The organism is Allohahella marinimesophila (assembly GCF_039538005.1).
Taxonomy (GTDB): Bacteria; Pseudomonadota; Gammaproteobacteria; order Pseudomonadales; family Oleiphilaceae; genus Allohahella; species Allohahella marinimesophila.
In genome coordinates, this window is record NZ_BAABBO010000001.1 from 306228 (window position 1) to 331705 (window position 25478).

Annotated in this window: 21 protein-coding genes; 12 read left to right on the top strand and 9 right to left on the bottom strand. The window is 56.7% G+C overall.

All coding sequences use genetic code 11. The features are described 5' to 3' along the window. The first annotated feature begins 89 nt into the window (after positions 1–89). Positions 90–3182 carry a PAS domain-containing hybrid sensor histidine kinase/response regulator gene (locus ABD735_RS01385; protein ID WP_344802523.1) on the top strand — a complete coding sequence of 1031 codons (3093 nt, stop codon included), beginning with the start codon at positions 90–92 and terminating at the stop codon, positions 3180–3182. A gap of 4 nt (positions 3183–3186) precedes the next feature. Here the strand turns inward: ABD735_RS01385 and ABD735_RS01390 are convergent, their stop codons facing one another. Both ABD735_RS01390 and ABD735_RS01395 read right to left on the bottom strand, forming a co-directional pair. Next, on the bottom strand, positions 3187–3963 hold the full coding sequence (locus ABD735_RS01390; RefSeq protein WP_344802525.1) for an SDR family oxidoreductase: 777 nt from the start codon (positions 3961–3963) through the stop codon (positions 3187–3189). Position 3964: 1 nt separating this feature from the next. Continuing rightward, on the bottom strand, positions 3965–5926 hold the full coding sequence (locus ABD735_RS01395; protein WP_344802527.1) for an aminotransferase class V-fold PLP-dependent enzyme: 1962 nt from the start codon (positions 5924–5926) through the stop codon (positions 3965–3967). A 141-nt stretch (positions 5927–6067) separates the two neighbouring features. On the opposite strand from ABD735_RS01395, the gene ABD735_RS01400 reads away from it, so the two are divergent. The 3 genes from ABD735_RS01400 to ABD735_RS01410 are packed head-to-tail and all read left to right on the top strand — an operon-like array spanning position 6068 to position 7611. Continuing rightward, positions 6068–6577: a CAP domain-containing protein gene (locus ABD735_RS01400; protein ID WP_344802529.1), complete on the top strand. Its 510-nt coding sequence runs from the start codon at positions 6068–6070 to the stop codon at positions 6575–6577. Next, positions 6532–7281 carry a phosphoglycolate phosphatase gene (locus ABD735_RS01405; RefSeq protein WP_344802531.1) on the top strand — a complete coding sequence of 250 codons (750 nt, stop codon included), beginning with the start codon at positions 6532–6534 and terminating at the stop codon, positions 7279–7281. Before ABD735_RS01400 ends, ABD735_RS01405 begins: the two co-directional genes overlap by 46 nt. A gap of 48 nt (positions 7282–7329) precedes the next feature. Next, on the top strand, positions 7330–7611 hold the full coding sequence (locus ABD735_RS01410; protein ID WP_344802532.1) for a GIY-YIG nuclease family protein: 282 nt from the start codon (positions 7330–7332) through the stop codon (positions 7609–7611). 16 nt (positions 7612–7627) lie between these two features. Here ABD735_RS01410 and ABD735_RS01415 read toward each other — a convergent pair whose 3' ends face one another. From ABD735_RS01415 to hrpB, 4 genes are all read right to left on the bottom strand, one after another. Next, the gene (locus ABD735_RS01415; RefSeq protein WP_344802533.1) at positions 7628–8539 is read right to left on the bottom strand and encodes a DMT family transporter; all 912 of its coding nucleotides are present in this window, start codon (positions 8537–8539) and stop codon (positions 7628–7630) included. Beyond that, positions 8536–9777 (bottom strand): sensor histidine kinase, encoded by a 1242-nt coding sequence (locus ABD735_RS01420; protein ID WP_344802535.1) that lies wholly within the window; start codon positions 9775–9777, stop codon positions 8536–8538. Before ABD735_RS01420 ends, ABD735_RS01415 begins: the two co-directional genes overlap by 4 nt. Before the next feature lie 153 nt (positions 9778–9930). Next, complete coding sequence (locus ABD735_RS01425; protein ID WP_344802536.1) at positions 9931–10911, bottom strand: CsgG/HfaB family protein; 981 nt, start codon at positions 10909–10911, stop codon at positions 9931–9933. Between the two features lie 170 nt (positions 10912–11081). Continuing rightward, the gene (hrpB, locus tag ABD735_RS01430) at positions 11082–13643 is read right to left on the bottom strand and encodes an ATP-dependent helicase HrpB (RefSeq protein WP_344802538.1); all 2562 of its coding nucleotides are present in this window, start codon (positions 13641–13643) and stop codon (positions 11082–11084) included. Positions 13644–13764: 121 nt separating this feature from the next. On the opposite strand from hrpB, the gene ABD735_RS01435 reads away from it, so the two are divergent. Next, on the top strand, positions 13765–16290 hold the full coding sequence (locus ABD735_RS01435; protein ID WP_344802540.1) for a vitamin K epoxide reductase family protein: 2526 nt from the start codon (positions 13765–13767) through the stop codon (positions 16288–16290). A 46-nt stretch (positions 16291–16336) separates the two neighbouring features. Here ABD735_RS01435 and ABD735_RS01440 read toward each other — a convergent pair whose 3' ends face one another. Further along, a complete protein-coding gene (locus ABD735_RS01440; protein WP_344802542.1) occupies positions 16337–17191 on the bottom strand; it encodes an HPP family protein in 855 nt (284 codons plus the stop codon). A 54-nt stretch (positions 17192–17245) separates the two neighbouring features. Continuing rightward, complete coding sequence (locus ABD735_RS01445) at positions 17246–17464, bottom strand: hypothetical protein (protein ID WP_344802544.1); 219 nt, start codon at positions 17462–17464, stop codon at positions 17246–17248. Positions 17465–17581: 117 nt separating this feature from the next. Here ABD735_RS01445 and ABD735_RS01450 point away from each other — a divergent pair, with 117 nt between their 5' ends. From ABD735_RS01450 to ABD735_RS01480, 7 genes are all read left to right on the top strand, one after another. Next, a complete protein-coding gene (locus ABD735_RS01450) occupies positions 17582–18427 on the top strand; it encodes a LysR family transcriptional regulator (RefSeq protein WP_344802546.1) in 846 nt (281 codons plus the stop codon). 55 nt (positions 18428–18482) lie between these two features. Continuing rightward, entirely contained in the window at positions 18483–19235 is a 753-nt protein-coding gene (locus ABD735_RS01455) for a 2-keto-4-pentenoate hydratase (protein WP_344802548.1), read from the top strand. 181 nt (positions 19236–19416) lie between these two features. After that, the gene (locus ABD735_RS01460; RefSeq protein WP_344802550.1) at positions 19417–19977 is read left to right on the top strand and encodes a tripartite tricarboxylate transporter TctB family protein; all 561 of its coding nucleotides are present in this window, start codon (positions 19417–19419) and stop codon (positions 19975–19977) included. Then, a complete protein-coding gene (locus ABD735_RS01465) occupies positions 19977–21524 on the top strand; it encodes a tripartite tricarboxylate transporter permease (protein WP_344802552.1) in 1548 nt (515 codons plus the stop codon). Before ABD735_RS01460 ends, ABD735_RS01465 begins: the two co-directional genes overlap by 1 nt. A gap of 4 nt (positions 21525–21528) precedes the next feature. Beyond that, positions 21529–22566 (top strand): Bug family tripartite tricarboxylate transporter substrate binding protein, encoded by a 1038-nt coding sequence (locus ABD735_RS01470; RefSeq protein WP_344802554.1) that lies wholly within the window; start codon positions 21529–21531, stop codon positions 22564–22566. A gap of 1 nt (position 22567) precedes the next feature. Continuing rightward, a complete protein-coding gene (locus ABD735_RS01475) occupies positions 22568–24070 on the top strand; it encodes an amidohydrolase family protein (RefSeq protein WP_344802556.1) in 1503 nt (500 codons plus the stop codon). A 35-nt stretch (positions 24071–24105) separates the two neighbouring features. Beyond that, the gene (locus ABD735_RS01480) at positions 24106–24606 is read left to right on the top strand and encodes a YgjV family protein (RefSeq protein WP_344802558.1); all 501 of its coding nucleotides are present in this window, start codon (positions 24106–24108) and stop codon (positions 24604–24606) included. Here ABD735_RS01480 and ABD735_RS01485 read toward each other — a convergent pair. Continuing rightward, positions 24593–25477 carry a phytanoyl-CoA dioxygenase family protein gene (locus ABD735_RS01485; RefSeq protein WP_344802560.1) on the bottom strand — a complete coding sequence of 295 codons (885 nt, stop codon included), beginning with the start codon at positions 25475–25477 and terminating at the stop codon, positions 24593–24595. The genes ABD735_RS01480 and ABD735_RS01485 overlap by 14 nt on opposite strands. Between the last annotated feature and the right edge of the window lies 1 nt (position 25478).

Genomic DNA, 25478 nt, shown 5'->3' on the forward strand with positions numbered 1-25478 from the left:
CGTTTTATGACCGGTGATTAGCTAAGATCGGCCTGCAGCAGACGTCTCTCTGGAAGGATGATCAATGCGCCTTGATGTAAGCGCAGTACATGGCTGGGTCTGAGATGACTGATGCCCTGCTGCAAACTGCCTATTGGCTGAGAACGACCCTCGATAGTATTGGTGATGCGGTAATTGCCGTGGATTCCGAAGGCCGCGTGACCTTTGTCAATGCGGTAGCAGAGACGCTGTCCGGCTGGACTTTCGAAGATGCCGGAGGGCTTCATCTGGATCAGATCCTCGCCCTGGTCAACGCAGACACCAGAAACAAGGTAGATAATCCTATTTTCGACGCACTGCGCAAAGGTGAGGTCGTTGGCCTGGCCAGCAATACCCTGCTAATCGCCCGGGACGGTACCGAGCGTCCAATCGATGACAGTGCAGCGCCGATTCGTGACCGGGACAACCGGGTGTCCGGTGCGGTCATCGTTTTCCGCGACATCTCCGAGCGCAGGGCCCAGAAACAGAAGATAGAGGATGCGCTCGCCTACGCTACCAACATCATCGGTACCTTGCGCGAATCCCTGCTGGTACTCGACGACAGCCTTCACGTCGTGTCGGCTAATGCGGCATTCTACGAAAATTTTCAGCTGAAGCGTGCTGAAATCGAAGGCCGCCTGATCTACGAACTGGGTAACGGTGAGTGGAACAATCCTGAACTGAAGATGCTGCTCGAAGAACAACTGTTGTTCGAGTACAAGGATTATGAGGTTCAGCAGTACCTTCCCGGCCGCGGGGTCAAGGTACTACAACTCAACGCACGTCGCATGCCATCGCCCGAGCACACTGAACTTATCCTGCTAGCGATCGAAGACATTACTGAGCGTCGCCAGGCCGAAGAAAAGTTGCAAATGGCCCGCTCGCGCCTGAACTCGACACTGGGTGCTGCTGAAATAGGCACATGGGAGTATGACCTGTTGTCCAACCGGGTCTGGGCGGATGCCAACCTGGCGAATATGTTTCAGGTGACTCAAGGGGAAGCTGCTGGCGGCCCTGTCGAAGCCTATACAAGGGCAATTCACCCCGATGATCGTGACCGGGTGAAAATGAGCCTCGCCGAAGCAGTTTCCGCGGATCGGCTGTTTGAAGCGGAATATCGTCTTGTTGGTGCTGCGGGCGAAATCCGCTGGGTGGTGGCGCGCGGAAGACTGGAAAAAAATGCTTCAGGCACGGCGATCCGGCTTCCAGGGGTCGCGGTTGATATCACTTCGAGAAAGGTGGCTGAACAGAAGCTGCAGGCTAGTGAGGATCAACGCAAGCTGGCTCTGGATGCTGCCGAGCTCGGCGCCTGGCATTTGGATCCCGAGTCAATGCAGCTGAGTACAGATGCGCGTTCTCGTGCGATCTTCGGGATCGATCTCGAACTCGTAGACTTCGAGCGTGGCCTTGAGCGCATGCATCCCGACGATCGTGAGCGTGTTCGAGCTGCAGTGAATGCTGCACTCAATCCAGTGGACCCTCAACTCTATGAAATCGAGTATCGGGTCCAGCATCCGGATGGCAGTTGGCGCTGGATCTATGCGAAGGGCCGATCGCTATTCGACCATACCGGCAATGGTCGAAAAGCCTTGAGCTTTGATGGTACCGCAGCCGATATTACTGCCAGAAAGCAGGCTGAGCGGCAGCTCAACGAGTCAGAAAAGCGCTTTCGACGGCTGTTTGAGTCGGCCAAAGACGGAATACTGATCCTTGATGCTGAGAATATGAGCATTATCGACGCCAATCCCTATATGTCCGAGCTGCTTGGCTACTCACAGCAACAGTTTCATGGCAAACAGCTCTGGGAGATCGGATTCTTCAAGGACAAGCGACAAAGCAAGGAGGCTATGGAAGCGCTCAGAATCGATGGTTACGTTCGCTACGATGATCTGCCCCTGGAAACCAGGCTTGGCCGGGTTCAGGAGGTCGAATTCATCTGTAATGTGTATGAAGAAGAAAATCGTCGCATGGCGCAATGCAATGTCCGGGATATCACCGAGCGTAAGGCGATGGAACGGCAGATCACGCAGCAGTCAGCTGAGCTTGCTGATGCCGATCGACACAAGGATGAATTCCTCGCCATGCTGGCGCATGAATTGCGTAACCCACTGGCGCCGGTTTTCAATGCGCTCGAACTGATCAGGCACCTCGGCGACGAGTCTCAGACACAGCATGATGCTCGGGGCGTGATCGAGCGCCAGGTGCGACACCTTGCCCGCCTCGTCGATGACCTGACTGAGGTGTCACGTATTTCCAGCGGTCGAATCCGGCTGAATCGGGAGCGGGTGACGGTGAATGAGCTGGTCGAGCGCGCGGTCGAGCGCGTGCGGCCTCTCATCGAGCGAAAACGGCAGACCCTGATGCTCCATTTCAGCAGCGCAGAGCTTTTCCTGTTCGCTGACGCTACCAGGCTCGAACAGGCCTTCGGTAATCTTTTGAATAACGCGTCAAAGTACAGTAGTGCCGACACAGAGATTCGTCTGTCTGTCACGCAGATAGAGTCGGAGACTGAAATTAGGGTGAAAGATGAAGGCGTGGGCATCGAAGAGGAGTTGCTCCCACGAATTTTCGATCTCTTCACGCAAGGCGACAAATCACTGGATCGCTCGGAGGGCGGGTTGGGCATTGGTCTCGCACTCGTCAAGAATCTGATTGATCTTCACGGCGGTAGTATAACGGCAAAAAGCGAGGGCAGCGATCTGGGAAGCGAGTTCGTCGTGCGACTGCCATTGGATAGAAGGCGGGAGCGAGAAGCTGCACCTGAGATCGAAAAGCAGCCAGCTGAGACCCTAGAGTCGATGCGAATCCTCGTGGTCGATGACAATACCGATGCCGCCCATGTGACTGCCATGCTGCTCGATATGTGGGGTCATGAAGTGCGAACAGCCCATGACGGCACAGCCGCGCTTGAAATGGCAGACAGCTTCATGCCGCAGGTTGTCCTGCTCGACATTGGCCTGCCCCTCATGGACGGCTACGAAGTGGCGACCCGGCTTCGCAGCCAGCCAGCCTTCAGCAGGATACTACTGGTGGCGATGACTGGGTATGGTCAGGAAGAGGATCGCCGACTATCACGCAATGCAGGCTTCGACGAGCACCTGGTCAAACCTGTGGAGGCGCAGGTGCTTCGCGATCTGATCGAGGCCTATCAGGCCCAGTCGTAATGATTCAGCCTTCGTAGATCATCTTGCGGGTCATCCCGCCATCGACAACAATGTTCTGGCCGGTGATAAAGCCTGCTTCGTTCGACAGCAGGAAGGCCACAGTGGCAGCTACATCACCCGGCTTGCCAACCCGTCCGACAGGATGCTGCTCATGATCCGCCTGACTGAGCTTCGCCTGCTCGTGCTTACTAGCCTTCTGCCAGCCACTCACGTCGATCCAGCCAGGGCTGACGGCATTTACCCGCACCTGGGGGCCCAGACTGATGGCCATGGCATGGGTCAGCGCGAGCAGCCCACCCTTGCAGGTGGCATAGGCTTCACTGTTTGGCTCTGACTGCAGCGCTCGCGTCGAGGCCATGTTCACGATGCTGCCGCCGTGTTGTCGGAGGTAGGGCAGCGCATATTTCGACACAAGAAAGGCGCCGTGCAGGTTGGTGTCCAGGACCTTGCGCCACGCATCAAAGGTGAATTCTTCCAGTGCAGCGTTGTAGGGGTCGGCGATGGCGGCATTGTTGACGATGCCATCCAGGCGCCCAAACGCTTCCACGGTGGCCAGCAGGCTGGCCTGCACCGAGGCTTCATCAGCGATATCGGTTTTCACAAACCTCAGTCGCTCTCGCTGCGCTGACAGCGCGCTGAGTAGTTCCTCACCGGCCTCCTCATCGATGTCCGCAGCCACGACCTGATGTCCCAGCCGAAGCAGGTGCTCGACAATGCCTCTGCCGATGCCCTGGGCGCCTCCGGTGACATAGATCACCTGCTGTTGTAGATCGGAAATCATGTCATGCCTCCGGCTTCGGTGTTTCCGGCTGTTCTACCGGGTTGGCGAGCACGTAGATATCACCGTCGAACATACCCTGAATCGTCAGTTTTTGTGTCGACAGCGCCTTGAGATAACTGAGATGTGCTTCCTCGATTTTCTGCCCCGGCACCAGTAAGGGAATACCGGGCGGGTAGGGCGTTACCAGCGCGCAGGCAATTCGACCTACGGCTTCCTGCAGGGGAATGGATTCCCGGCGACCGAAAAAGGCCTCGGAGGGCAGGCAGGCCAGATTGATCGGTGGAATGCCATCAGGCAGGCGGTGCTTGGAACGACTGCGAATCAGGCTGACCTTGCCATCGTCCAGTTTTTTCAGGGCGTTGTAGAGGCGAACCATCTTGGAACGCATGCCACCGAGCGTCAGTAAGACCAGCAGCGTGGAGTGCGTAAACTTCTCGATTTCGAGGCCGACTTCATCCATCAGGTAGCGATGGATTTCCTGGTTGGAATACTCCAGCGCAGAAATGTCGATGAGAATTTTCAATGGATCGTGGCCCATGTTGTTCGATTCGAAATGGCTGAACATCTTCGCAAAGTCTTCAGGGCCGAGTATGCGGATTCGCTTGAAACGGCTCACCTGCTGTTTCAGCTCCTCGACGTTACGCAGCAGGGTGTTTAGGATCTTGTAACCCTCCATTTCCAGTTGCTTGCGGCAGACGTCCAGAGAGGCAATGAGCTGATACTTCGGCGAAGTACTCACATAGATGTTGTAGATCTCCTTGAAGTAGTCCTGGTCGAACTCCGGATCGTTGATGTGAATGTACGACGCTTGCGAAAACGCAGAGACCACCTTGTGCGCGGAATGCGTAATGTAATCCGCACCCGAATTGATGGCGGAATAATGCCTGAATCTCGGGTGGAAGGAGGCATAGGCAAACCAGGCTTCATCAATGAAGACCTTGATATTGTGTGCGTGGGCTTTCTTGACCACCTGTGCCAGGTCGATCAGCAGACCATCATAGGTACACCCGGTAAGAATGAGCAGCTTGGCATCGGAATTGGCTTCGATGGCTGCACTGATATTCTCCAGCGAAGGCGGCGCAAAAATACCGAATTGCGGATTCAGAATGCTGTCGAGGTAAATGGGCATCGCGTACGACTGTACGATGCCGTAATGCACCGACTTGTGACAGTTTCGATCCACGATGGCCTTGTCGCCCGGTCTGAGTAAGGTCTGCAGCACGATCTTGTTCGAAGTGCTGGAGCCGTTAGTGACGAAATATGATTTTCGGACATCGAAGGTATAGGCGACTGCCTCCTGGGCGCGGCGAATGGCATTGGTACTGTCCGAGAGCGAGCCTAGAGAATCTACCGATACCGACAGATCGCTGACAAAGACATTGCGCCCGAAGAAATCGTAAAAATCCTTGATGTAAGACGAGTTGCGAAAGCTGGCACCCCCGCTGTGACCTGGCGTGTGCCACGAATCATTCGCCTCTACGACATACTTGCGGTAGGCGGTCCAGAACGGTGTATCGCAGCGGTCGTCATAGTCATTGATGATATAGCCGAGTATTGATTCAGGATCGGAGATGATGTCGTTCCGATAGAAAAACGACTCCATGGCTCGGGTATCGTTGACGATTTCGAGTCCGCGTTCGGCGTCGCCGAGAACATAGACAGGCAGTTCATGCCGAATGTGCTTGATGGCATCGATGACGACTGCGTTGTTATCGACCTTGCCATTGCGTTCGACATCGATTTCCCGCCAGTTGGTACTGACATCCCAGCTGAAGACTACCGCCTGAATATCACCGTCGTTTCTGACCGCTTCCAGCGCAAGCTTGACGCTTTCAGCTTCAAGTACCACGATGTCGATATCCTGCCGCTCGAAGGTCACGATCGTCTTGGTGATATTTTCGGTGATCTGGCTGAGCAGAAGGGCATCATCTTCGATAATCAGTACTTTAAGCGTGGGGCGCATCGTTTCTCCGGGCCATGGCTAGCTATTTCTGCAGAGTGTAGTGGTGGCGCAGACATCTGTCAGCCTGAGATGTGCGAGCCGTGGTACGGGCTGTGCTCGTACTACTTTGATTAACATCATCTGCCTTCAAGAGTTGTCGTTATGTCTACGTTACGATCATTGCAGCGTTCCGCTCTCCTTTTGGGTCTGTTGGCCATGCCGGCCGTTGTTGGGGCCGGCGAACCAGTCAGCAAGGTCTGCCTTGATGATAAGGGTGCAGCAGAGCTTGTCAGCCTGGTGAATGGACTCCGGCAGGATAGAGGTCTCGGAACCGTCTCATCGTCAAGTAAACTCACTGCAGCTGCTGAAGTGCAAAGCGTGCACATGAGTCAGCAGAACCAGATGGGACATGCCGGTCCCAACGGCAGTCAGGTATCTGATCGAGTCGAAGCACAGGGCTATACCTATGGTGTCGTGGCTGAAAATGTCGCTGCCGGGCAGCGCGGTGTCGAAGCGGTGATGGCCGGATGGGAAAGCAGTTCCTCTCATCTCGAGAATATGTTGAGGCCGGAAGTGGTGGATATTGGCGTTGCCTGCCTCAGCGATGAAGATTCCGAGTTTGAAACATGGTGGACGATGGTGCTGGCCGCGCCGCTGAAGGGCGGCCGGTGAGCGCATCTGCAGTGCCTGCCGGGATTGGCCAGGCTTTGAAAGACATACGCCTCGTGATCTTTGATCTGGATGGCACGCTCGTAGATTCGGTGCCTGATATCGCCGCAAGTGCCGACATCATGCTCAGGCAGATGGGTTTGCCTTCGTGTGGTGAACTCGCCGTCAGACACGCCATCGGCAACGGTATCGATCGTCTGGTCAAGCGTCTGTTGACTGGAGAGGTAGCCGGGGAGCCCGAGGACGTTGTATTTCGGCAAGCGTTGCAGCTGTTCGACAAAGCCTATGGTGAGCATTTGAGCGAGCGCTCTACCTTGTATCCCGGCGCACACACAACACTTGGGCAGCTCAGGCGTGCAGGACTCAAGCTGTGCTGCGTGACCAACAAGGCCGAGCGATTCACGCTGCCACTACTGGCGAAGCTGGATATCTGCCAGCTGTTCCACCTGGTGCTATCCGGTGATTCTCTTCCGCGTAAGAAGCCGGACCCCATGCCGCTGTTGCACGCTGCTGAACGGCTGGACGTGCCCGTTGCTAACAGCCTGATGGTGGGTGATTCTAAACATGATATCACTGCTGCACAGCGCGCTGGCATGCTCAGTATCGCGGTGCCATATGGTTACAATCATGGTGAGGACATCAGGCTGGCAGAGCCTGATCTGCTGGTGCAGAATTTATCCGAATTGCCCGCCTTGCTGGGTTTCTGAGTTGCGCGGCACTCGACCATTGTGCGCCTACCTGGCAGGCTCAGGACGATGACAGCGGCAAAAGCCAGCGAGGCCTGGTACGTGTATATGCTCGAGTGTGCGGATGGCTCTTTCTACACCGGCATCACTACTGACTGGCAACGACGGGAGCTCGAGCACAACGAATCGGACAAGCTGGGGGCCAAATATACCCGTGCGCGGCGGCCGGTCAGACTGGTTTGGCTTGAGCCACAGCCCGATCGCGCTGCTGCGAGTAAACGTGAATACGCCCTGAAGCGATGGTCTCGAACAAGAAAACTGAAAATGATCGAGGATTCATCGCGCGAGTGACGCTGTGGAATCGACCTTAAACGGGTCGCACTTGAAGAGTTTCACGCAGGCCCAGCCAGGCATTCACGCTCACCGCACCCAGTATGAAGACGCCGCCCAGCAGTGTGAGCGGTGGTATCGCTTCGGCTAGCACCAGCCAGACCCATACCGGCCCAAGGACCGTTTCGATGAGCAGGAAGAGGCTGACTTCTGGCGCTGGAATATACCTTGTGGCCGACAGCGCGCAAATCCAGGCAATCGGAATCTGAACCAGCCCCATCACCATCAACCATCCCATGCTCTCGCCTGAGAGACTGAAAGGGCTAGCAAATGGCAGGGCAACAGCACCGGCAATCGCGCCGCTCACCGCCAGGACTGGAATAAGCGGAAGACCGGCAAACTTTCTCAGAAGTGTCAGGGTCAGGCCCGTGTTGATCGCAATCAGCAAGGCCAGAAAGCTGCCAATGACATCGTTGATGCCATCACCGAAACCGGCAGCGCCCGCGAACACGACGCCAATACCTGCCGTTGCAGCAATCATCGCAATCAGTGTGCGCTGGCGAATTCGTTCGCCTAACAGGAACCATGAAAATATCGCCGCGCAGAAGGGTGTACAGCTCAGAATGAGAACGGTGTTGGCCACCTTGGTCAATTTCACTGAAAACACGAACAGTGATGAGCCGAGTGCGTAAAGCGAAGCAATGAGCAATACAGCGAGCCAGAACTGTCTTAACTGGCGGAACTGATCAAGGCGGCCGGCTACGAGCAGGTAGGCCATGAGCGCCAGACACACCAGCCAGCCCCGCCAGAATACAATGTCCCATGAGGCCACGTCTGCCAGACGCACCAGTAGCGCGTCGAAACTGAGGACGAACATGCCGATTGCCGCTAGCGTTATGCCTGTGCGTTGATTGTGAGCTGCCAGCCCAATACCAGATACTGGCTTCAAGGTGAGTCGGGACGGCTTGCGTACGCCTGGTCAACAGCCTTGTCGTAATCGAGCGGGAAATGCAATGTGAAGACCGTGCCATGTCCTGCTGATGACTGTACGGTCAAGGTGGCACTGAGCGCTTCGCACAGGCGCTTGACGATAGTGAGCCCGATGCCTTCGCCCGAAAAGGAAGAGGCCGATTGCTCCAGTGGATTATCGGATTCGAGCTCATGCGCGAGTGAAGTGGGGCTGGTGCAGTCAAGGCCGGGTCCGGTATCGGAGATGCTGAGCACCCAACGTTTCCGCTCGGGTTCAGCATGCAAGGACAAGCTGACCTTGCCCTTGTCGGTATATTCCAGCGCGTTGATGAGAATATTCTGGGTAATTCGGCGAATTTTCTCAGGGTCAGTCTGGACGAGCAGCGTGCTCGTTCCCTTGCCTTCGAGCTGGAGCCGCTTATTCTTCGCAATGACCCTATATTCTGCCGATATAGTCTGCAGCACCGGCACGATATCGAGCAATTGAAGTTTTACCACATCCTGGCCTGATTCGAGGCGAGACAGGTCGAGCAGGGAGTCCAGCATGGTTTTTACCGACTCTACGCCACGGTCGAGGCTTTCAAGCGCATCTCCGAACATCGGGTTTGGCTGCTCAGCGAACTTCAGTACCGCAGTGGCGCCAGCAATGGCAGAGAGCCCGCCGCGGAGGTCGTGCGTCGCTTCACGAAGCAATCTGGACCGGGACGAGCTTGTTTCATCGAATTGATCCTGAATGGCCTGAAGTTCGTTGGCCACACCGCCAGCTTCCCGCCGTCTCAAAGCCTCGAAACAGCGAACACTTTCACTCAGGGCTTCCGTGATAAAATCGGACAGTCGCTCGAAGACGAGCGCCCGGTTGGCATGGTTGTTCTGATAATAGCGGCTGAAATATGCATCGACTTCCTGAACGAGGGCCTTGTTCAGATTGCCCCAATCCCGAATCAGTTGCCGAAGGCTGAAGCCCTGCCTCCAGCGGTGCTGACTATGCAAGTCGAGCACGGTGCCTGAAGGGGTGAAATAAGCCTCACCGCCTTGCCTGATAGTGAGCGCGAGCCCGTCTATGGCCTTCGGTATGTCATCTACAAAGGCTTGCTGCGACAGCTTGGCGACGACAACTCCAAGCGCTTCATCATGTTTACAGGCTTCGAACCACCGACTCACGACTTCATCCGCGCGGCCGCTCAGAAACGATCCGCAGTCCTTGAGTACGACGTTCATCCGCACCTCCCCTGTCGTCAGAGCGATCACTGTAAATTGTTCAGCCGCTGTGTTCTAGGGGAGATTCAGACTTTCTCGCCATTCTTTCGCTATCTACCCGCCGCTATGGTGCGCGCCGCCTGGCAAGTAGCATGGCATCAAGACTGATGATTCTCATGATTGAGGTCCTTGCAGGGCGGGCTTGTGGTTGACGACATAAAAAGCGGCAAGATTGTTTGCATCTATTCGACCCGATACCAGCGAAGCAAGGGCTATCTCCTCATGGCCATAGCCGCCGAAGCTTTCGACGCGGACCATCCCTACCTGCTTGCCAGGTAGTTCAAGCAGCATGCCGGTCTGTGGGTTCCTGACCAGTTGGCCTGGTTTCATCAGCCTGAATTCGTCTCCGACCACAATGCCCTGGGACTGTCCGCCAGTCAGGATATACTGGCCATCCTGTTCGCCGATGACATAAGCCCGCCAGGGCTGGTCCAGCAGATTGTTAACCAGACTGCTCATCAGCTGACTGATGGCAGCAGAAATAGCCCTGGCGTCCAGCGAGGCGTCGTAAGCAGCTTGTTGCCCAGGCTCGACTACAGTGTCGGCCTCCGCTGTGGCCTCGCCGCTACTTTCCTGGGAATAGATAATCTGGCCTGTCTTGACGTCGACCAGTCGCACGTTCAGTTTGGCTCTGGCCGCCTGAATCTTGTTGCGGCTGAACATGCCTACCTCGCTCTCTGCTGAACGCCCGAACTCTGATATCGAGCCGACAATGAGGTAGTCTGCCCCTATCTCCGCATGCTGCAGGCCTTTCAAGGACTGTTCAGTATGGAGCTTGTCGAGGTCGGCGCGTTCCAGCATCAGAAACTGTCCCGTTTCGCTCAGTCGCCGGGAGAGGATGTCCATTGCCTGTTCGCCCACACGATCGTTACCCTGGTTCAAACCAAAAGCATTGCCATGACGGGTGTCATCTGTAAAGCCTGCGATGGCGACCTTGCGCTTGAGCATCTTGTCCGTCTGGGCGAGCGTAGCGCCGATCCTGTTACCCTCGGCGTTGCCCGGGAGTAGGGCGCTAGTCGGTTTGGCAACGTACGAGCAGGCTCCGAGCGTAAGGGTGGCGACTACGGCCGCCGGTAGAACGAGTCGTCTTGACATATCGGCTCCGCTGCTCAGGAATGCAGCCTGCTTGGGAATAGGGTTGATAGTGGCTAGCCTCATGGAGGCGAACAGCGTGCCAACTACTGAAGCATAGCTTCAATTCGACTGGCAGTAACCGGCAGGGGGGCGGAATCTGCAGGCGATCTCGGAGATTTGAGGGGCAGGTCTCAACGCCGGGGTTTGGCTCGAGTCGTAGCAACAGCCTGAGCGGGATCGTCTGGCCAGGGGTGTTTCGGATACCGTCCACGCATTTCTTTGGCGACCTCCCTGTAGCTGCCGCTCCAGAAACCGGGTAAATCGCTCGTGACCTGCAAGGGTCTGCGTGCCGGTGACAGAAGCTCAATCAACAGGGTCGCACCGTTGCCCAGGCGCGGATGCTCGTCAAGCCCGAAAAGCGCCTGAAGTCGAACCCGAATGACTGGTCCTCGTTCATCCTGATAATCTACTTCGACTGTCTGGCCGTTCTTGAGCGAAAGGCTGACTGGCGCCAGCTGATCCAACTGTGGCCATTGAGCCCAACTCAACCTGCGCTTCAGTGCTGCAGTCAGGTCGATCGACGCCAGTGATGCGAAGCTGGCACGCTGATCAAGATCAGGTCCAAGCCATTCATCAAGTGCAGTAATATCGCCAAAGAGGCGTTGATCGCTCATATCGGGCCATTGCTCAGGATCTTGTTGATGCAGCCATTGCATCCTCGCCCTCAACTGGCTGGTGCGATCACTCCAGGGCAGGGCGGCACCTCGATCAGCGATCAGCTGTTCCAGCAGACATTGCCTGACAGCGAGGGACAGTGCCGCTGACCATGGCTTCTGCACAGCCTGGCTGGAGATCACCAGCTCACCGAGTACAAGCTGATGCTCAGTATCCACACGTTGACGCTGCTTGTTCCAGGCCATCACTTCCCGCTGTCTGAAGAGATGGCCGAGGGCGTTCTCCAGTTCACCGCGGCCGATGGAGCAGGCCAGAACGACTGTCAGCTCTCGTGCCGCTGTCTCACCAGGCATACGCTGAGTTGTTGCTCCGCCTGCCTGGCCGGCGGTGTCGAGCACGACGAGCCACGGACTACCCGCCAGACTGTCGTCGTTGTTCAGCTTCACGCCACGCCCGTCCATCATGCGGTAACGCGTAGCGCTGTGCTCGCGAAGCTGGGCAATGCGATCGGGCCATGCCTGCGCCAGTGCCTCGGCAATGCCTTCCGAATCAGCCGCTTCCGGCTCCCATGTCGAGCGAGTCCGTCGGGCAAGCTGCTTCACGGTCTTCTGAATGCCCTGCCAGGTGTTTCTCTGCAACACGCCGAAGGTCGGCGCGTGCTGCCACGATGCCAGACGAAGGCGGATATCGGCATGCGGGGATTCGCCCGGAAAGCGCAGGGGGTCACCTTCCGACATCAGGGCAGCGCATCCGAGCGCCGCCGAAGCCAGCGCCGTGTGTCGATGGGTCAGCAAAAGCAGTCCGAGCCGAGGGTGCATGCCAAGTTCGCTGAGCTGCTGTCCCTGTGGAGTCAGCCGGCCAGCGCTGTCCATTGCCCCAAGACTCTGCAGAATTTGAAGGGCTCGGGTCCAGGCGTCCGGATTTGGTTGGGTAGGCAGCTTGAAACTGGGAAAATCAGGCGCGCCCCATTGCGCCAGTTCAAGCGCGACTGGCACCAGGTCGGTCTTCAGAATGTCGGGTTCATCGAAGGCGGCCATGGTCGCCTCGTCAGCCCTGCTCCAGAGACGATGGCAAATGCCAGAGGATGTGCGACCGGCACGACCCGTCCGCTGGCGCGCTGAGGCCAGTGAAACTCGACGGGTTTCCAGCATATCGAGTCCGCGCCGCTCATCATGGCGTGATACCCGGGCCAGCCCGCTGTCGACAACGATGCGAATGCCTTCGATGGTCACGCTGGTTTCGGCGATATTGGTCGCGAGCACAATCTTGCGTTGTCCTGCCGCTGCGGGGTTCAGAGCAGCCATTTGCTCCGTCTGCGGCAACGAGGCATGCAGACTATGCACGACGACTCCGCTTGGCACAGCATCGGTCAGTGCACGGCGCACCTGATTGATTTCGCGAAAACCTGGCAGGAACACGAGCGCATCACCGGGATCGCCGCGCATGGCTGCAAGCGTTACCTGTGCAATATGCTGACTGAGCACTTGTCGGGCTAGTAGTGGGCTGTGGTGAATATCGACGGGATATAGCCGTCCGGCGGATTCGAAAAAGGCCGCATCGAGCCACTCGGCAAATCGTGGTCCGTCCAATGTGGCCGACATCACGATGAGGTAAAGCGGGTCATCATCTTCGCGTAGAGCGTGATGTGCTTCGAGAGCGAACCCCAGGCCGAGGTCCATGGCTACGGTGCGTTCGTGAAATTCATCGAAGAGCACAGCACTGATGCCACCCAAAGCTGGATCACTCTGTATCCAGCGGAGAAATATGCCATCGGTCACGACCTCAATTCGCGTGGCTTTAGATACGGCACTGTCATGACGGGTCCGGTAGCCTACAGTCTGGCCGACCGTCTCCCCAAGCAGGCCAGCCATCCGACTCGCTGCAGCGTAGGCTGCGAGGCGTCGAGGCTGAATGAGAATGATTCGGCCGTTCACCCAGCCAGTCTGCAGCAAGGCCACAGGAATAATGGTGGTCTTCCCGGCGCCAGGCGGCGCCTGCACGATCACACGCTGTGTCCCACGCGTTGCTTCCAGCAACTCCGTGAGTATGACTTCAATGGGTAATGAGGCGTTGGCCATGCTTGAATTGCAATCTGGATATCGACAAAAGGGGAACTACTGCTGGTTAGCTGCCGTAGACACGTCACAGTGCAAACTATCATAGAACACGCAGTCTTACTGCAGCAGCGGTAAGCAGTGAATGTTTCTGAGCGAACAGGGAGAGTCAGTGGATACGCAGGGTAAGGTCACAGATAAAGCCAACAAGCCCCTCATTCTGCTTACTGGCGCAAGCGGCCGCATCGGCTCCGCGCTGGTGAGCGCATTCAGGGACAGCTATCACGTCATCGGACTGGACCAAAGCCCCCCCGAAGAACCGGAGCGGGAAGCTGATCGACTGTTCGAGTGCGACCTTACCAATCCCGAGTCAATCGAACTCGCTCTGACAAGACTGCGTCAGGATTACGGCAATTCCATCGCTGCCGTCATTCACCTGGCTGCCTACTTTGATTTCACCGGCAACAAAAGTCCCTTGTATGATGAGGTCAACGTTCAGGGCACGCGCTACCTGCTCGAGGCACTCCAGCCTTTTGAGGTAGAGCGCTTTTTCTATGCCTCCACGATGCTCGTTCACAAGCCCGGCGTACCTGGTCAGAAGATCGATGAACACACGCCCATCGATCCTGGCTGGGCCTATCCTGAATCGAAAGCCGAGACTGAGGCGGTGATAGAACAGACTCATGGCGATATTCCTTACACGCTGCTCCGGCTAGCCGGACTCTATGACGACAGCTCAGCCGTGCCGACACTCAGTCAGCAGATAGCACGCATCTATGAGCGCGATCTGAAAAGCCATGTCTATTCTGGTGATCTCATGGCTGGTCAGGCCTTTCTTCATCAGGACGATATGATCGACGCATTCGAGCGAGCAGTAGAGCGGAGAAATGAACTTGAGCCGACTGGCAGCATCCTGATCGGCGAAGACTCGGTGATGGGCTATCAGGCGCTGCAAAACAGGATTGGCCAACTGCTGTTCGGTGATGAAGAATGGACGACCATGTCCATGCCTGAAGTCGTGGCCAAGCCTGGCGCCTGGATGCAGGTGAAGGCCGAGCCAGTGGTGCCGGATGCCATCGACAAGGGCGAAAAGCCCTTCATTCGTCCGTTCATGATCGAGCTGTCTTCGGACCACTACGATCTCGATATTCGCAAGGCTCGTCAGCAATTGGGCTGGCAGCCGACGCACAGCATTTATCACGGCCTCGAAGCGCTGATTGACAATTTGAAGAGCGATCCCTTCACCTGGTACAAGCGGAACGGCATCACCCCGCCAGATCGTGTGGAGACATCTGAAGAGAAGAACCGCAACGCAGAAAGCGTGCGCGCCGAATACGATCAGACCTTCCGCGCCCAGCATCGCAATAGTCTCTGGGCCCATTTCATGAATATGGCGCTTGCCTTCTGGCTGATCACAGCGCCCTTCACGCTTGGCTATGAATCGACGGCCATGACAGTCAGCGACATCGGCTCGGGTGTGCTGCTGCTACTGTTCGCGTCGCTATCACTGTCACACCGCCTGAGCATTGTCCGCTGGTTCTCTGCTGCAGTAGGGCTCTGGTTGTTATTTGCGCCGCTGGCCTTCTGGGCGCCCACGGCCGCCGCCTACATGAACGGTACACTGGTTGGCATGATGGTGATGGCTTTCGCCATTCTGACGAGGCCGACGCCGGGCGTATCCAGCGTTGCACTGACTACCGGCCCGACGCTCCCGCCCGGCTGGACCTACAATCCCTCCGCCTGGTTCCAGCGTCTGCCAATCATCATTCTGGCTTTGGTGGGCTTTCTGATCTCGCGCTATCTCTGCGCCTATCAGCTTGGTCATATCGATGCGGTATGGGATCCGTTTTTTGGTGGTGCAGCCAATGATCCCAAGAATGGCACGGAAGAGATCATTACCTCATCAGTATCGGAAGCCTGGCCTGTGCCTGATGCGGGGCTTGGCGCAATGACCTACGCGCTGGAAATCCTGACCGGGGTCATGGGCTCGGCACGGCGCTGGCGCACCATGCCCTGGCTGGTGATGCTGTTCGGCATCATGATTGTGCCCCTGGGTGCCGTATCGATCATCTTCATTATCATTCAGCCCATCGTGATTGGAACATGGTGCACGCTCTGTCTTGTCGGCGCAGCGGCGATGCTCATTCAGATTCCGTACTCGATTGATGAGCTGGTCGCCACAGGTCAGTTCCTCTATCGACGAAAGAAAAAGGGGCGGCCGCTATTGCGGGTGTTCTTCATGGGTGATACCGATGACGGTCCGACCGAGCAGATCGAAGACAGTTTCGAGCAGACACCGGGCAAGATTGTCTATGAGATGTTCAATGATCTTCGTTTGCCATGGAACCTGGCCCTCTGTCTGCTCATCGGTCTCTGGCTCATGCTGACCAGGCTGACGCTCGGCCACGGTGGTGACATGGCCAACGCGGATCATCTGATCGGTGCGCTTGTCCTCACTGTGGTGATTACAGCGCTGGCGGAAGCTGCCCGAGCAGTTCGCTTTCTGCTCATTCCCCTGGGACTGGCCTTGTTCGCCACGCCCTTCATGTACGACGCAGGAATTCTGTCGATTGTGTCGAGCCTAGTCTGCGGTGTCCTGCTCATGGTCCTGAGCCTGCCGCGCGGCAAAATCCGCCATCAATATGGCTCGTGGAATCGCCTGGTGGTATGAAGCACCGGGTCGCTGGCGGCCTCGATTGTTGGAGACACGGAACAGGTCAACTGCCGCCGTCGTCTTCGGTGGTGCTGGCTTCGGAAGGCTTGACAGAAGTGGCGTCTCGCTTCGGAGTGACGGGCTCGCTGTCTTTTCTGAACAGCGTCTTCAGCTTCTTCACGGTCTCGAGCGGCTTGATGGCTGGCCGGGTCCGACGACCGGCGTGTTCGTCTGCAAGCGCCACCAACGTTTGCAAATCCTCTGGCGTGACATCGATAAAGGAGTCCATGTCATGCAAGGCTGCGGCAAAATCCTCTTCAGTCAGTACAGCGCTTCTCTGACCAGGACGGAACGCAGGTCGGGATTGACGCTGCGCAAGGTGAGCGGGATATCGGCGCCAGGCAAAGAAGGCGTTGAAGAGGACGGCCACGCTCATGAGTACCAGGGCGTTGACGAGCACTGGCATCAGAACGAAGCCATAGCCCTGCTCGGTGATGTCAGCGCCGCCAACCACTGCAAGAAGCGCAGCGGCCCCACCGGGCGGATGCAGGCAGCGAAGGTAGTGCATGGCCACGATGGCCAAGCCCACAGCGAATGACAGTGCGATGCCGGTGTCAGGGATCGACTGCTGGCAGGCCACGCCGATGATTGCAGACACGAGATAACCACCAAGCAGGGGCCATGGTTGTGACAAGGCCCCATGTGGCGCGGCGAACAAGAGCACTGCTGATGCGCCAATACAGGCGGTGACCCAGATCGAGTGCTCCCCAACCGGATATATGGTGTTACAGAGAACGATCGCATACATTCCAAGCGCTGCGCCCATCCCAGACAGTAACTTTTCCTTATGGCTGGTAGCGTTGTCTCCCAAGCCTATGAGCAGAGAAAACTCGTGCCACCATTTATGAACTACGGACACACTGACTTCGTCAATTATCAGAAAATTGAAAGAAAAGCTGGGGGCGAATGCCTGTCAGGCTGCCTGGCTGATACGTCGTTCCTGGGCGAGCGCCTCGAGTCGAACGACGTACCCTACCTTGATACCGACTGCAGCGATCATGGCGAGAGCATGACCAAGCACCAGAAGACCTATTGGCAGCACATCGCTCAGGCCGAATGCGATGGCCAGTGCCACGACCACGACGATTGACGAAATACTCATCAGTAGGGAGGAAATACGTAAGAGCGTCATGAATCTACCCCTTAGGTGAAGTTCAGCACCCATTGTATGTTTCAGCTTAAATTATGGATAATGAAATTATACGATTGATAATATCAATTATATCGATATCAAATCCAAGAGATGCTGATGGATATCAATTTGGCGAAAACCTTCATCGAGGTGATGAACTCACGGAGTTTCATTCGGGCTTCAGACAAGCTGCATGTCACCCAAACCACCGTCACCACTCGAATTCAGAATCTCGAAGAGCAGTTGCAGGTTCGACTGTTCGTGAGGAACAAATCGGGTGCTTCGCTGACGCCGGAAGGCGAACGTTTCGCACCGTATGCCAATGCGCTTGTTCAGACCTGGGCACGCGCCCGTGACGAACTTCGTAATCCACAGGGTGATCAGGTGTGTCTGAGGATCGGCGGTGAAACCAGTCTCTGGAATCCGCTGCTCCTGAGCTGGTTGCTCTGGATTCGGCAGCACGAGCCCATGATCACCTTCGATGCACGAGTCGATAACGCAGCCATTCTCACGACCGATCTCGAGCATGGTGTGCTGGACGCAGTCATTGTTCATCGACCGCTATATCATCCGAGCCTCGGGGTCGAGCAGATTCTTGAAGAGAAGCTGATACACGTACAGGTGCCTGGAAAGGGAGAGCCTGATATCAGCATCCAATGGGGAGATGATAGCGCTGCTGACATCAGCACCGTACTCCCGCGTCCGAAGAAGAATGCTTTCGGTTTTAACCTGGGGCTGCTGGCCTTGCACACCATGCTTGGCAGTGGGGGCAATGGGTGGTTCAGGACCCGAGTGGTCGATCAGTATCTTCGTTCTGGCCGCCTGGTAAGGGTGGCAGGGTCACCGGAATTCACTTATCCACTCTTCGTCAACCACAGGCTGGATATGCATTCCTCCGAGCTGGATGCGATTCTGGCTGGGCTCAGACAGGTAGCGGCGGCGGATCCGGCCTGGGTCGTCTGAACGATCGAACCGGGGTACAGTCACAACTTCACCAGAGGCAGAGAGGGTCAATGTCATGACGGACGATAACAGGATTGAGCTCGCGGCCGAGGCGCTGGTTCAGGCGCATCGAAGCCGGGATTGGCTTGAGGCCGAACCATATCCGCTCACAAACGAAACGGAGGCTTATGAGGTGCAGTCGATCGTCGCCGACGAGCTTGGCCTTCGAAGCGGCTGGAAGCTGGGCCTGAATGCGGAAGGCCGGGCAATTCACGCGCCCCTGTATGCAGAACGCACCCATCCATCGCCAGCACACCTGAAGCGTGGAGCGTTCAACCGCTTTCTGCTGGAAAGTGAATTGGCCATATCCTTCGGAAAGGCCTTGCCGCCGCGGCCTGAGCCTTACACCAGGGCAGACGTGCAGGCTGCTGCTGGCTTCATCCATCCTGCCTTTGAAGTCGTCGATACCCGCTTCGAAGCCTGGCCAGATGTAGATGCGCTCTGGTTGCTGGCAGACGGTATGAGCCATGGTTGTTTTGTACTTGGCAAGGGCGTGCCAATCAATAGCCCGGCCAGGCTTACCCGTGCCAGTTACCGTCTGACGGTGGATGACCGGACCGTGCAGGATGCCGAGCGGGCGCATCCCCAGCCGGACCCCTGGGACACCCTGACACAGTTAGCCAATCACCTGAGTGCTCATGATGTCGGGCTGGCCGAGGGGGACGTGGTCACCACGGGCACTTTTTCGGGCGTGACGCCACTGGAGGCGGGCCAGGTCGCGGAGGTCTGCTTCGAGGGTATTGGATGCTGCCGGATCACACTGCGCTGAGCGAATGCACCATCACCGACCCTTATGGCGCCATAGTGGTGCGAAAACTGGGTCTTCGAGTTGTGTCTAAAATATTAAAGGATTTAAGTCTATAGAAAACATACTGATACAGTAAATTGTATTTGTAATCCAAATTGGCCTGCTCGTTGCAATGGTTCTCGTGTGTCCTACGGAGCTAGTCATGAGCAGACTGATCGATCGGAGCAGATACTGGCATTTCGCACCAGATTTCGAGGCGGGACTAGGCCGTGGACTGGAGTCACTTGCGCCAGACAGGCGTCTGGATTTCATTCTTGCTGTGGTATCAGGTTTCCTGGGACTCGCTGTGGCGCTTTTCCTCGTGAATGCTGCCTTCGGCGAATCAAGCACCACCATATTCGGAATGCGATCCCCCTTCCTGTTCCCGGCCATAGCAGCCGTGCTCATGTGCGGTATCTGCGGGCTTCTGCTGCGTCGAGTCGTCAAAGGTCGTAGTACCGCCCTCGCGGAAGAAGCTGCACCGGCAGACCTGCAGTCAGCTAAAGCTGGCTGGATCGGTCTCAGCATTCTCGTCTATGGCGTGCTTGTCTTTGTCCTGGGCATGCTGCTGTCCTCGATGCTATTCATCGTGGTGGCTTCCCTGTTGTTCGGCTATCGGAATATCTGGGGGATAGCCGCGCTGTCGATCATGACGCCTGTCAGCATTTACCTTCTGTTTGAGCGCCTGCTGAATATTCTGCTGCCTTCCGGCTGGATCTTCTGATGCTGGAACACCTGCTCGCAGGCTTTGCCACGTTGATGACGCCCATCACGCTGGCGGCTGCTGCACTGGGGCTTGTCGGAGGCATTTTCGTCGGGGCATTGCCGGGCCTCACCGCGACGATGGCAGTGGCTGTGCTGGCGCCGTTCACCTTCTTCATTGACGCGACCATTGGCATTCCCTTTTTGCTTGGGGTTTATAAGGGTGCTATCTACGGTGGATCGATACCGGCCATCACCATCAACACGCCGGGTACGGCCGCGTCGGCGGCCACAGCCATCGATGGTAACGCGCTGGCCAATCGCGGAAGGGTGAGGCTGGCACTGGAAACGAGCCTGTTCGCCTCGGTTCTCGCCGATCTGCTATCTACCGTAGTACTCATACTTGTGGCGGCACCACTTGCGAGTATTGCCATCAGCTTTGGCTCATCTGAATTCGTTCTGCTGTATCTGTTTGCCTTGACGCTGATCGCAGGCGTGTCGGGCAACGATTTCGTCAAGGGTCTGCTCAGTGCAGCCGGAGGATTGCTGCTGGCTGTCATAGGGCTTGATCCAATGACAGGCTTTCAGCGCTTCACCTTCGGTGTGACCGATCTGCTTCAGGGCATTTCGCTGGTCCCCTTGCTGATCGGTATGTTTGCACTGAGTGAAATTCTCATCCAGGCAGAAAACGGTGCTGCGAAATCACAGGGCATGGACCGTCTTGGAGGGCGAGGGCTCAGCTGGCGTCAGGCGCGGTCCCTGCTACCGGTGTCTCTGCGCTCGACTGGAATTGGAACCTTCCTTGGTGCTCTGCCTGGCCTGGGCGCGGAAATTTCCTGCTGGATTTCGTACGGTGTCGCCAAGCGTCGCTCTCGGCGACCGCAGCAGTTCGGAAAAGGCTCGCTCTCTGGTATCTGTGCAGCCGAAGCGGGAAACAATGCCGTAGTGCCCGCCGCCCTCATTCCAATGATGGTATTCGGTATACCTGGCGATACCATCACCGCAGTACTGCTCGGCGCCTTCATGGCACATGACCTGATGCCGGGACCACTGCTGTTCGAGCGGGCGCCAGACCTCATGTATGGGTTCTTCGCAATTCTGCTCGTGACCAACATCATGCTGATCGCCTTTGGTCTGCTCGCCATTCGCCATCTCAGACATATCAATCGGATTCCCCAGGGTCTGTTGTATCCGGCGGTAGTAGTGCTCTGCTTCGCCGGTGCGTTTTCCGTAAACAACAGCAGTTTCGACCTTGTGATCATGCTGGCTGGCGGTGTGCTTGGCTATGGGATGCGCAAAACCGGCGTACCCATTCCGCCACTGGTCATAGCACTATTGCTGGCGCCGGGTCTTGAAAATGCGCTGCGGCAGACGCTGCTGCTATCAAATGGATCACTGTCGATCTTCGTCACGCGGCCCATATCGCTTGTACTGCTATCACTACTGGTGTTGAGCATCGTCGTCATGATCTGGCGCTATGTCGCCATACAGCGGGAAGCCGCTCAGGACGCAGTATCGCCGCAGATGCCACCTGCACAAACGCCATCAAAAGTTTCCTCACAGGAGTAGTCCCATGAAGCAAGTGTCAGATAGTCAATCAGTTGCGTTGTTTACAGGCGCAGACCGCTCTACAAAGGTCTCAAAGCTTACTGCACTGGCTAGTAGTGTCAGTCTTGCGCTCGGGCTGGGGTTGATCGTCCCGTCTGTCGCCTTTGCGGAAAGCGTCGAAGACTTCCCCTCTAAGCCCATACGTTTCGTCACGCCCTATCCGCCAGGCGGCTCACACTCCCTTCATGCCGGTATCATTACTACAGTGAGCGAAGGCGTATTCGGTCAGCCAATGATCTCAATTACACGAGCTGGCGGCGGCGGTGTTGTCGGTGCAGCAGAAGTGGCCAACGCCAAGGCAGACGGTTATACCTTGCTCTTCGGCGATCCCACCATCAATTCGCTGCGACCTCAGGTCGAAGACCTGCCGTTCGAGGTGGAAGACTTCATCCCGGTCGCACGAATCAATTATTCGCCTGCCGTGTTCGTGGTCAGGGCCGATGCGCCCTTCGGGACGATGAAAGAGATGGTGGAATTCGCGAAAAAGAATCCTGACGAACTGGTATACAGTTCCGACAACCTCAATGGCTGGACCTATACAGTGTTCGAGCTGCTCAAGGTCAAAACCGATACCAAAATGCGGGGAGTTGAGTTCGGTGGTGGCGGCCCGGCCGTGACCCAACTGCTTGGAGGTAATACGATGGCCTATGCGGGCGACCCCTCCGTAGTTGGCGATCATGTTGCGTCGGGCGCCCTGAAAGCGCTTTGCGTAACGGATACCGAAGCCTGGCCTGCCATGCCGGATGTGAAGACCTGCCAGGAACTTGGCTACGATGTGGTGTTTCAGTTCTGGCGCGGTGTCATGGTACCGAAAGATACGCCAGCACCTATTGTCAGCAAGCTCAGCGAAGGCTTCGCAAAACTTGTTGAAGACCCCGGCTTTGTCAGTCTGATCTCCAAGATCAACAGCAAGATTGATTTTGCAGATCATGAACAGTTTTCAAAACTGTTTGCGGCCGAAGTCGACAACATGAAAGCCATTGCTGACAGTACCGGCAAATAGGATGAGCACCACCTGCACCCTCACAGGCTGTAAGGCGCTGCTTGGCGAGTCGGCCACCCTCAGCGAAGGGCTGGTCGACATTGTCATTTCCGGCACAAAAATAGCGCGTATTTCTGCGGCTGGCACTAGGCCAGCGGAAGGCGAAGTGATCGATGCCAGCAATAGGCTGGTCGTGCCGGGCATGGTCAACGGCCACCATCATAGTCACGAGAACTTCCACAAGGGGCGCTACGACAATCTGCCGTTAGAACTTTGGATGAATTTCGTGCGTCCGTTGAAGCCCCTGCCGGTCACACCGAGGCAGGTATACCTGCGTACAATGATCAGCGCCATGGAGGCGCTGCGAACCGGTGCTACGACGATCGTGGATGATCTCAATGTAAGCCCGCGGCTCGATCCCGCACTGGTCGAGGCGGCCTATCAGGCTTATGAGGATGTGGGTATCCGTGCCTACGTGGGTATCACGCTTTTCGATAAGCCCTTCTTCAGGGGCGTACCCTTCGTTGATGAAGAGTTGCCCGCCGATCTGCTCGCTGAACTGGATTCCACCAGTAGTACGTCTGCAGAAGAGATCCTCGGTTTTGCACGTTCGCTGGCGACGAAGCACCACCCTGATAGTAATCGGGTAGCGTATATCGCTGCGCCATCAGCGCCGCAGCGCTGTACGGAACCGTTCTTGCTGGCGGTGCGAGCGATGGCTGACGAGCTTCGCGTACCACTGATGATCCATGTACAGGAAACCCGAATGCAGGTCATCACCGGCTACGAGTTCTACGGGTCGACCATGATAGAGTACCTGGATCGCATCGGCTTTCTCAAGGCGGGCACAACCGTGATTCACGGTGTCTGGGTCACTCCCGCTGAGCTGGACATTCTTGGTCGAGCCGGCGTTACCGTTCAGCATAATCCCTGCAGCAACTTCAAGCTCGGCAGCGGGCTGATGCCGATGCGGGCCATGCTCGATGCGGGCGTCAATATCTCGCTAGGCAGTGATGGCTGCGGCTCCATCGAAGGCGTCGACATGCTTCGTGTGCTGTACAACACGGCACTGGCGCAGAAGTTGCGCGGCGACGATCACACCCGCTGGATCGGTGCCAGAGAGGCCTGGCGTGCGGCCACACTGGGTGGCGCTCAAGGCCTGGGACGAGAGGATCTCGGCGCGATCGACGTTGGTAGAACCGCCGATCTCGCCTTGTACCGACTCGATGATATTGCCTTCACACCCTTGAACAATCCGATCAACCAGCTGGTATATGCCCAGACGGGCAGGGGGCTCGACAGTGTGTTCGTCGATGGCAGGCAGGTCATGCGGGGCGGGCAACTGACGCAGGTGGATGAAGCTGCATTGATCGCAGAGATTCAGGAAGCTCATTCCGAACTGGAACCACATATCACGCTATCCGAAAACACTGTTGGACGGCTCAGAGAGGCCTATACACGCATATATGAGCGCTGTAAGGCGATGGATATTCCGGACGCTACCATACAGGCCAGATTTCCCTGATTCCCGAACCTTCTACGGCTTTCATTACTGCGCAGGTGGTCGGTGGCCTGGCTGCGCTGGTAGGTATCACTGCCTTTCAACTGCGCAGTGAAAACAGAATGATGTACTGCCTGGCGGCTGCGGCGGGACTCTGGGCCTTGCACTTCCTACTGCTTGGCGCCGTGACGGCTGCGCTGATGAATGCTATTACCCTTGTGCGAAACCTGCTCGCAGTGCGCGGCAATATGCGCTCACTGGGCTATGTTTTCATTACCGCCTATCTGATCTCTGGTGGACTGACCTGGGAAAGTGCCTGGGATGTGCTGCCTACCATAGCGGTCTGCTCCGGCTCGTCTGCCGTCTTTCTGCTGAGCGGCTTATGGCGTCGCGGCGGTCTGTTGCTCGGAGGCCTGCTATGGCTGGTCTTTAATATCCATGCCGGCTCGATTCCGGGTATCGTGGTGATGGCGGCAGAAAGCATCTCCAATACCGTCTTCATCATTCGTGCTCTGAGACTCCGCGCGAAAGGCAGTCGACCATCCGCTAGCGATCAGTAAAGAAGCGTTTACGGGCAGCCTGTTGATTTGCATAAATCGACCCTTCGTAAGGACGGGGATAGCCCATTCGCACAAAGCAGGGTTCAAGCCGTGGTTCGATGCACTCCTTTCCGCAAATCAGGCGGCTGCTGTATTCAGGCCAGTTCACGCCATAAAACAGTGGCCAGGCATCAGCGGCTGCGTATTCGTAGAACAGCACGTTGCGTCGACGCTCCGAACGGTTCGGGCCGGCGCCATGAATCAATAGAGGATGATGCAGCGTTACCGTGCCGGCGGGACCGGTGACCGCCACAGCTTCCTCAGTCGATAATTCAGGATCATCAGGATCGATGGCACCGGTAAACTCGCCAGCGGAATTACGATGGTCGAGCAGCGTCTTGCGATGACTGCCAGGAATCACGAGCATTGGACCGTTGGTGGCGTCAACGTCATCCAGCATGAGTGAAGCGACGACAACACTCTGGTTGGTGTGCGGGATAAAGGCCCAGTCCTGATGCCATTCCAGTGACGAGCCAGTGAGTGGTTGCTTCGTATTGATCTTGCTGTGGTGCAGCCTGATGTCGTGACCAATCACAGCCTTGAGATAGGGGAGGAGCACTTTGTCGGCGGCTGCAGAGCGGTAGAGTGCGTCGATGTCATGTGGTTTCTTGATTCGGCGTACCGCTGGTTGTTGTGCTGTGTGCCCGGGCTCGAGGTCATAGATGGCGTCCTCGGCGCTTATCGCTCCAGCGCGTGTCAGGAGGTCCTCAGTCAGCTGATTGAGCTGATCAAGCAGGCTCCCGGCCAGGAGCCCGGAAAGGACAACATAGCCATTCAGCTGGTAGTTTTCGATGAAGCTGCTCAGGGCCTTGTCATCATGTTCGATTCCCATG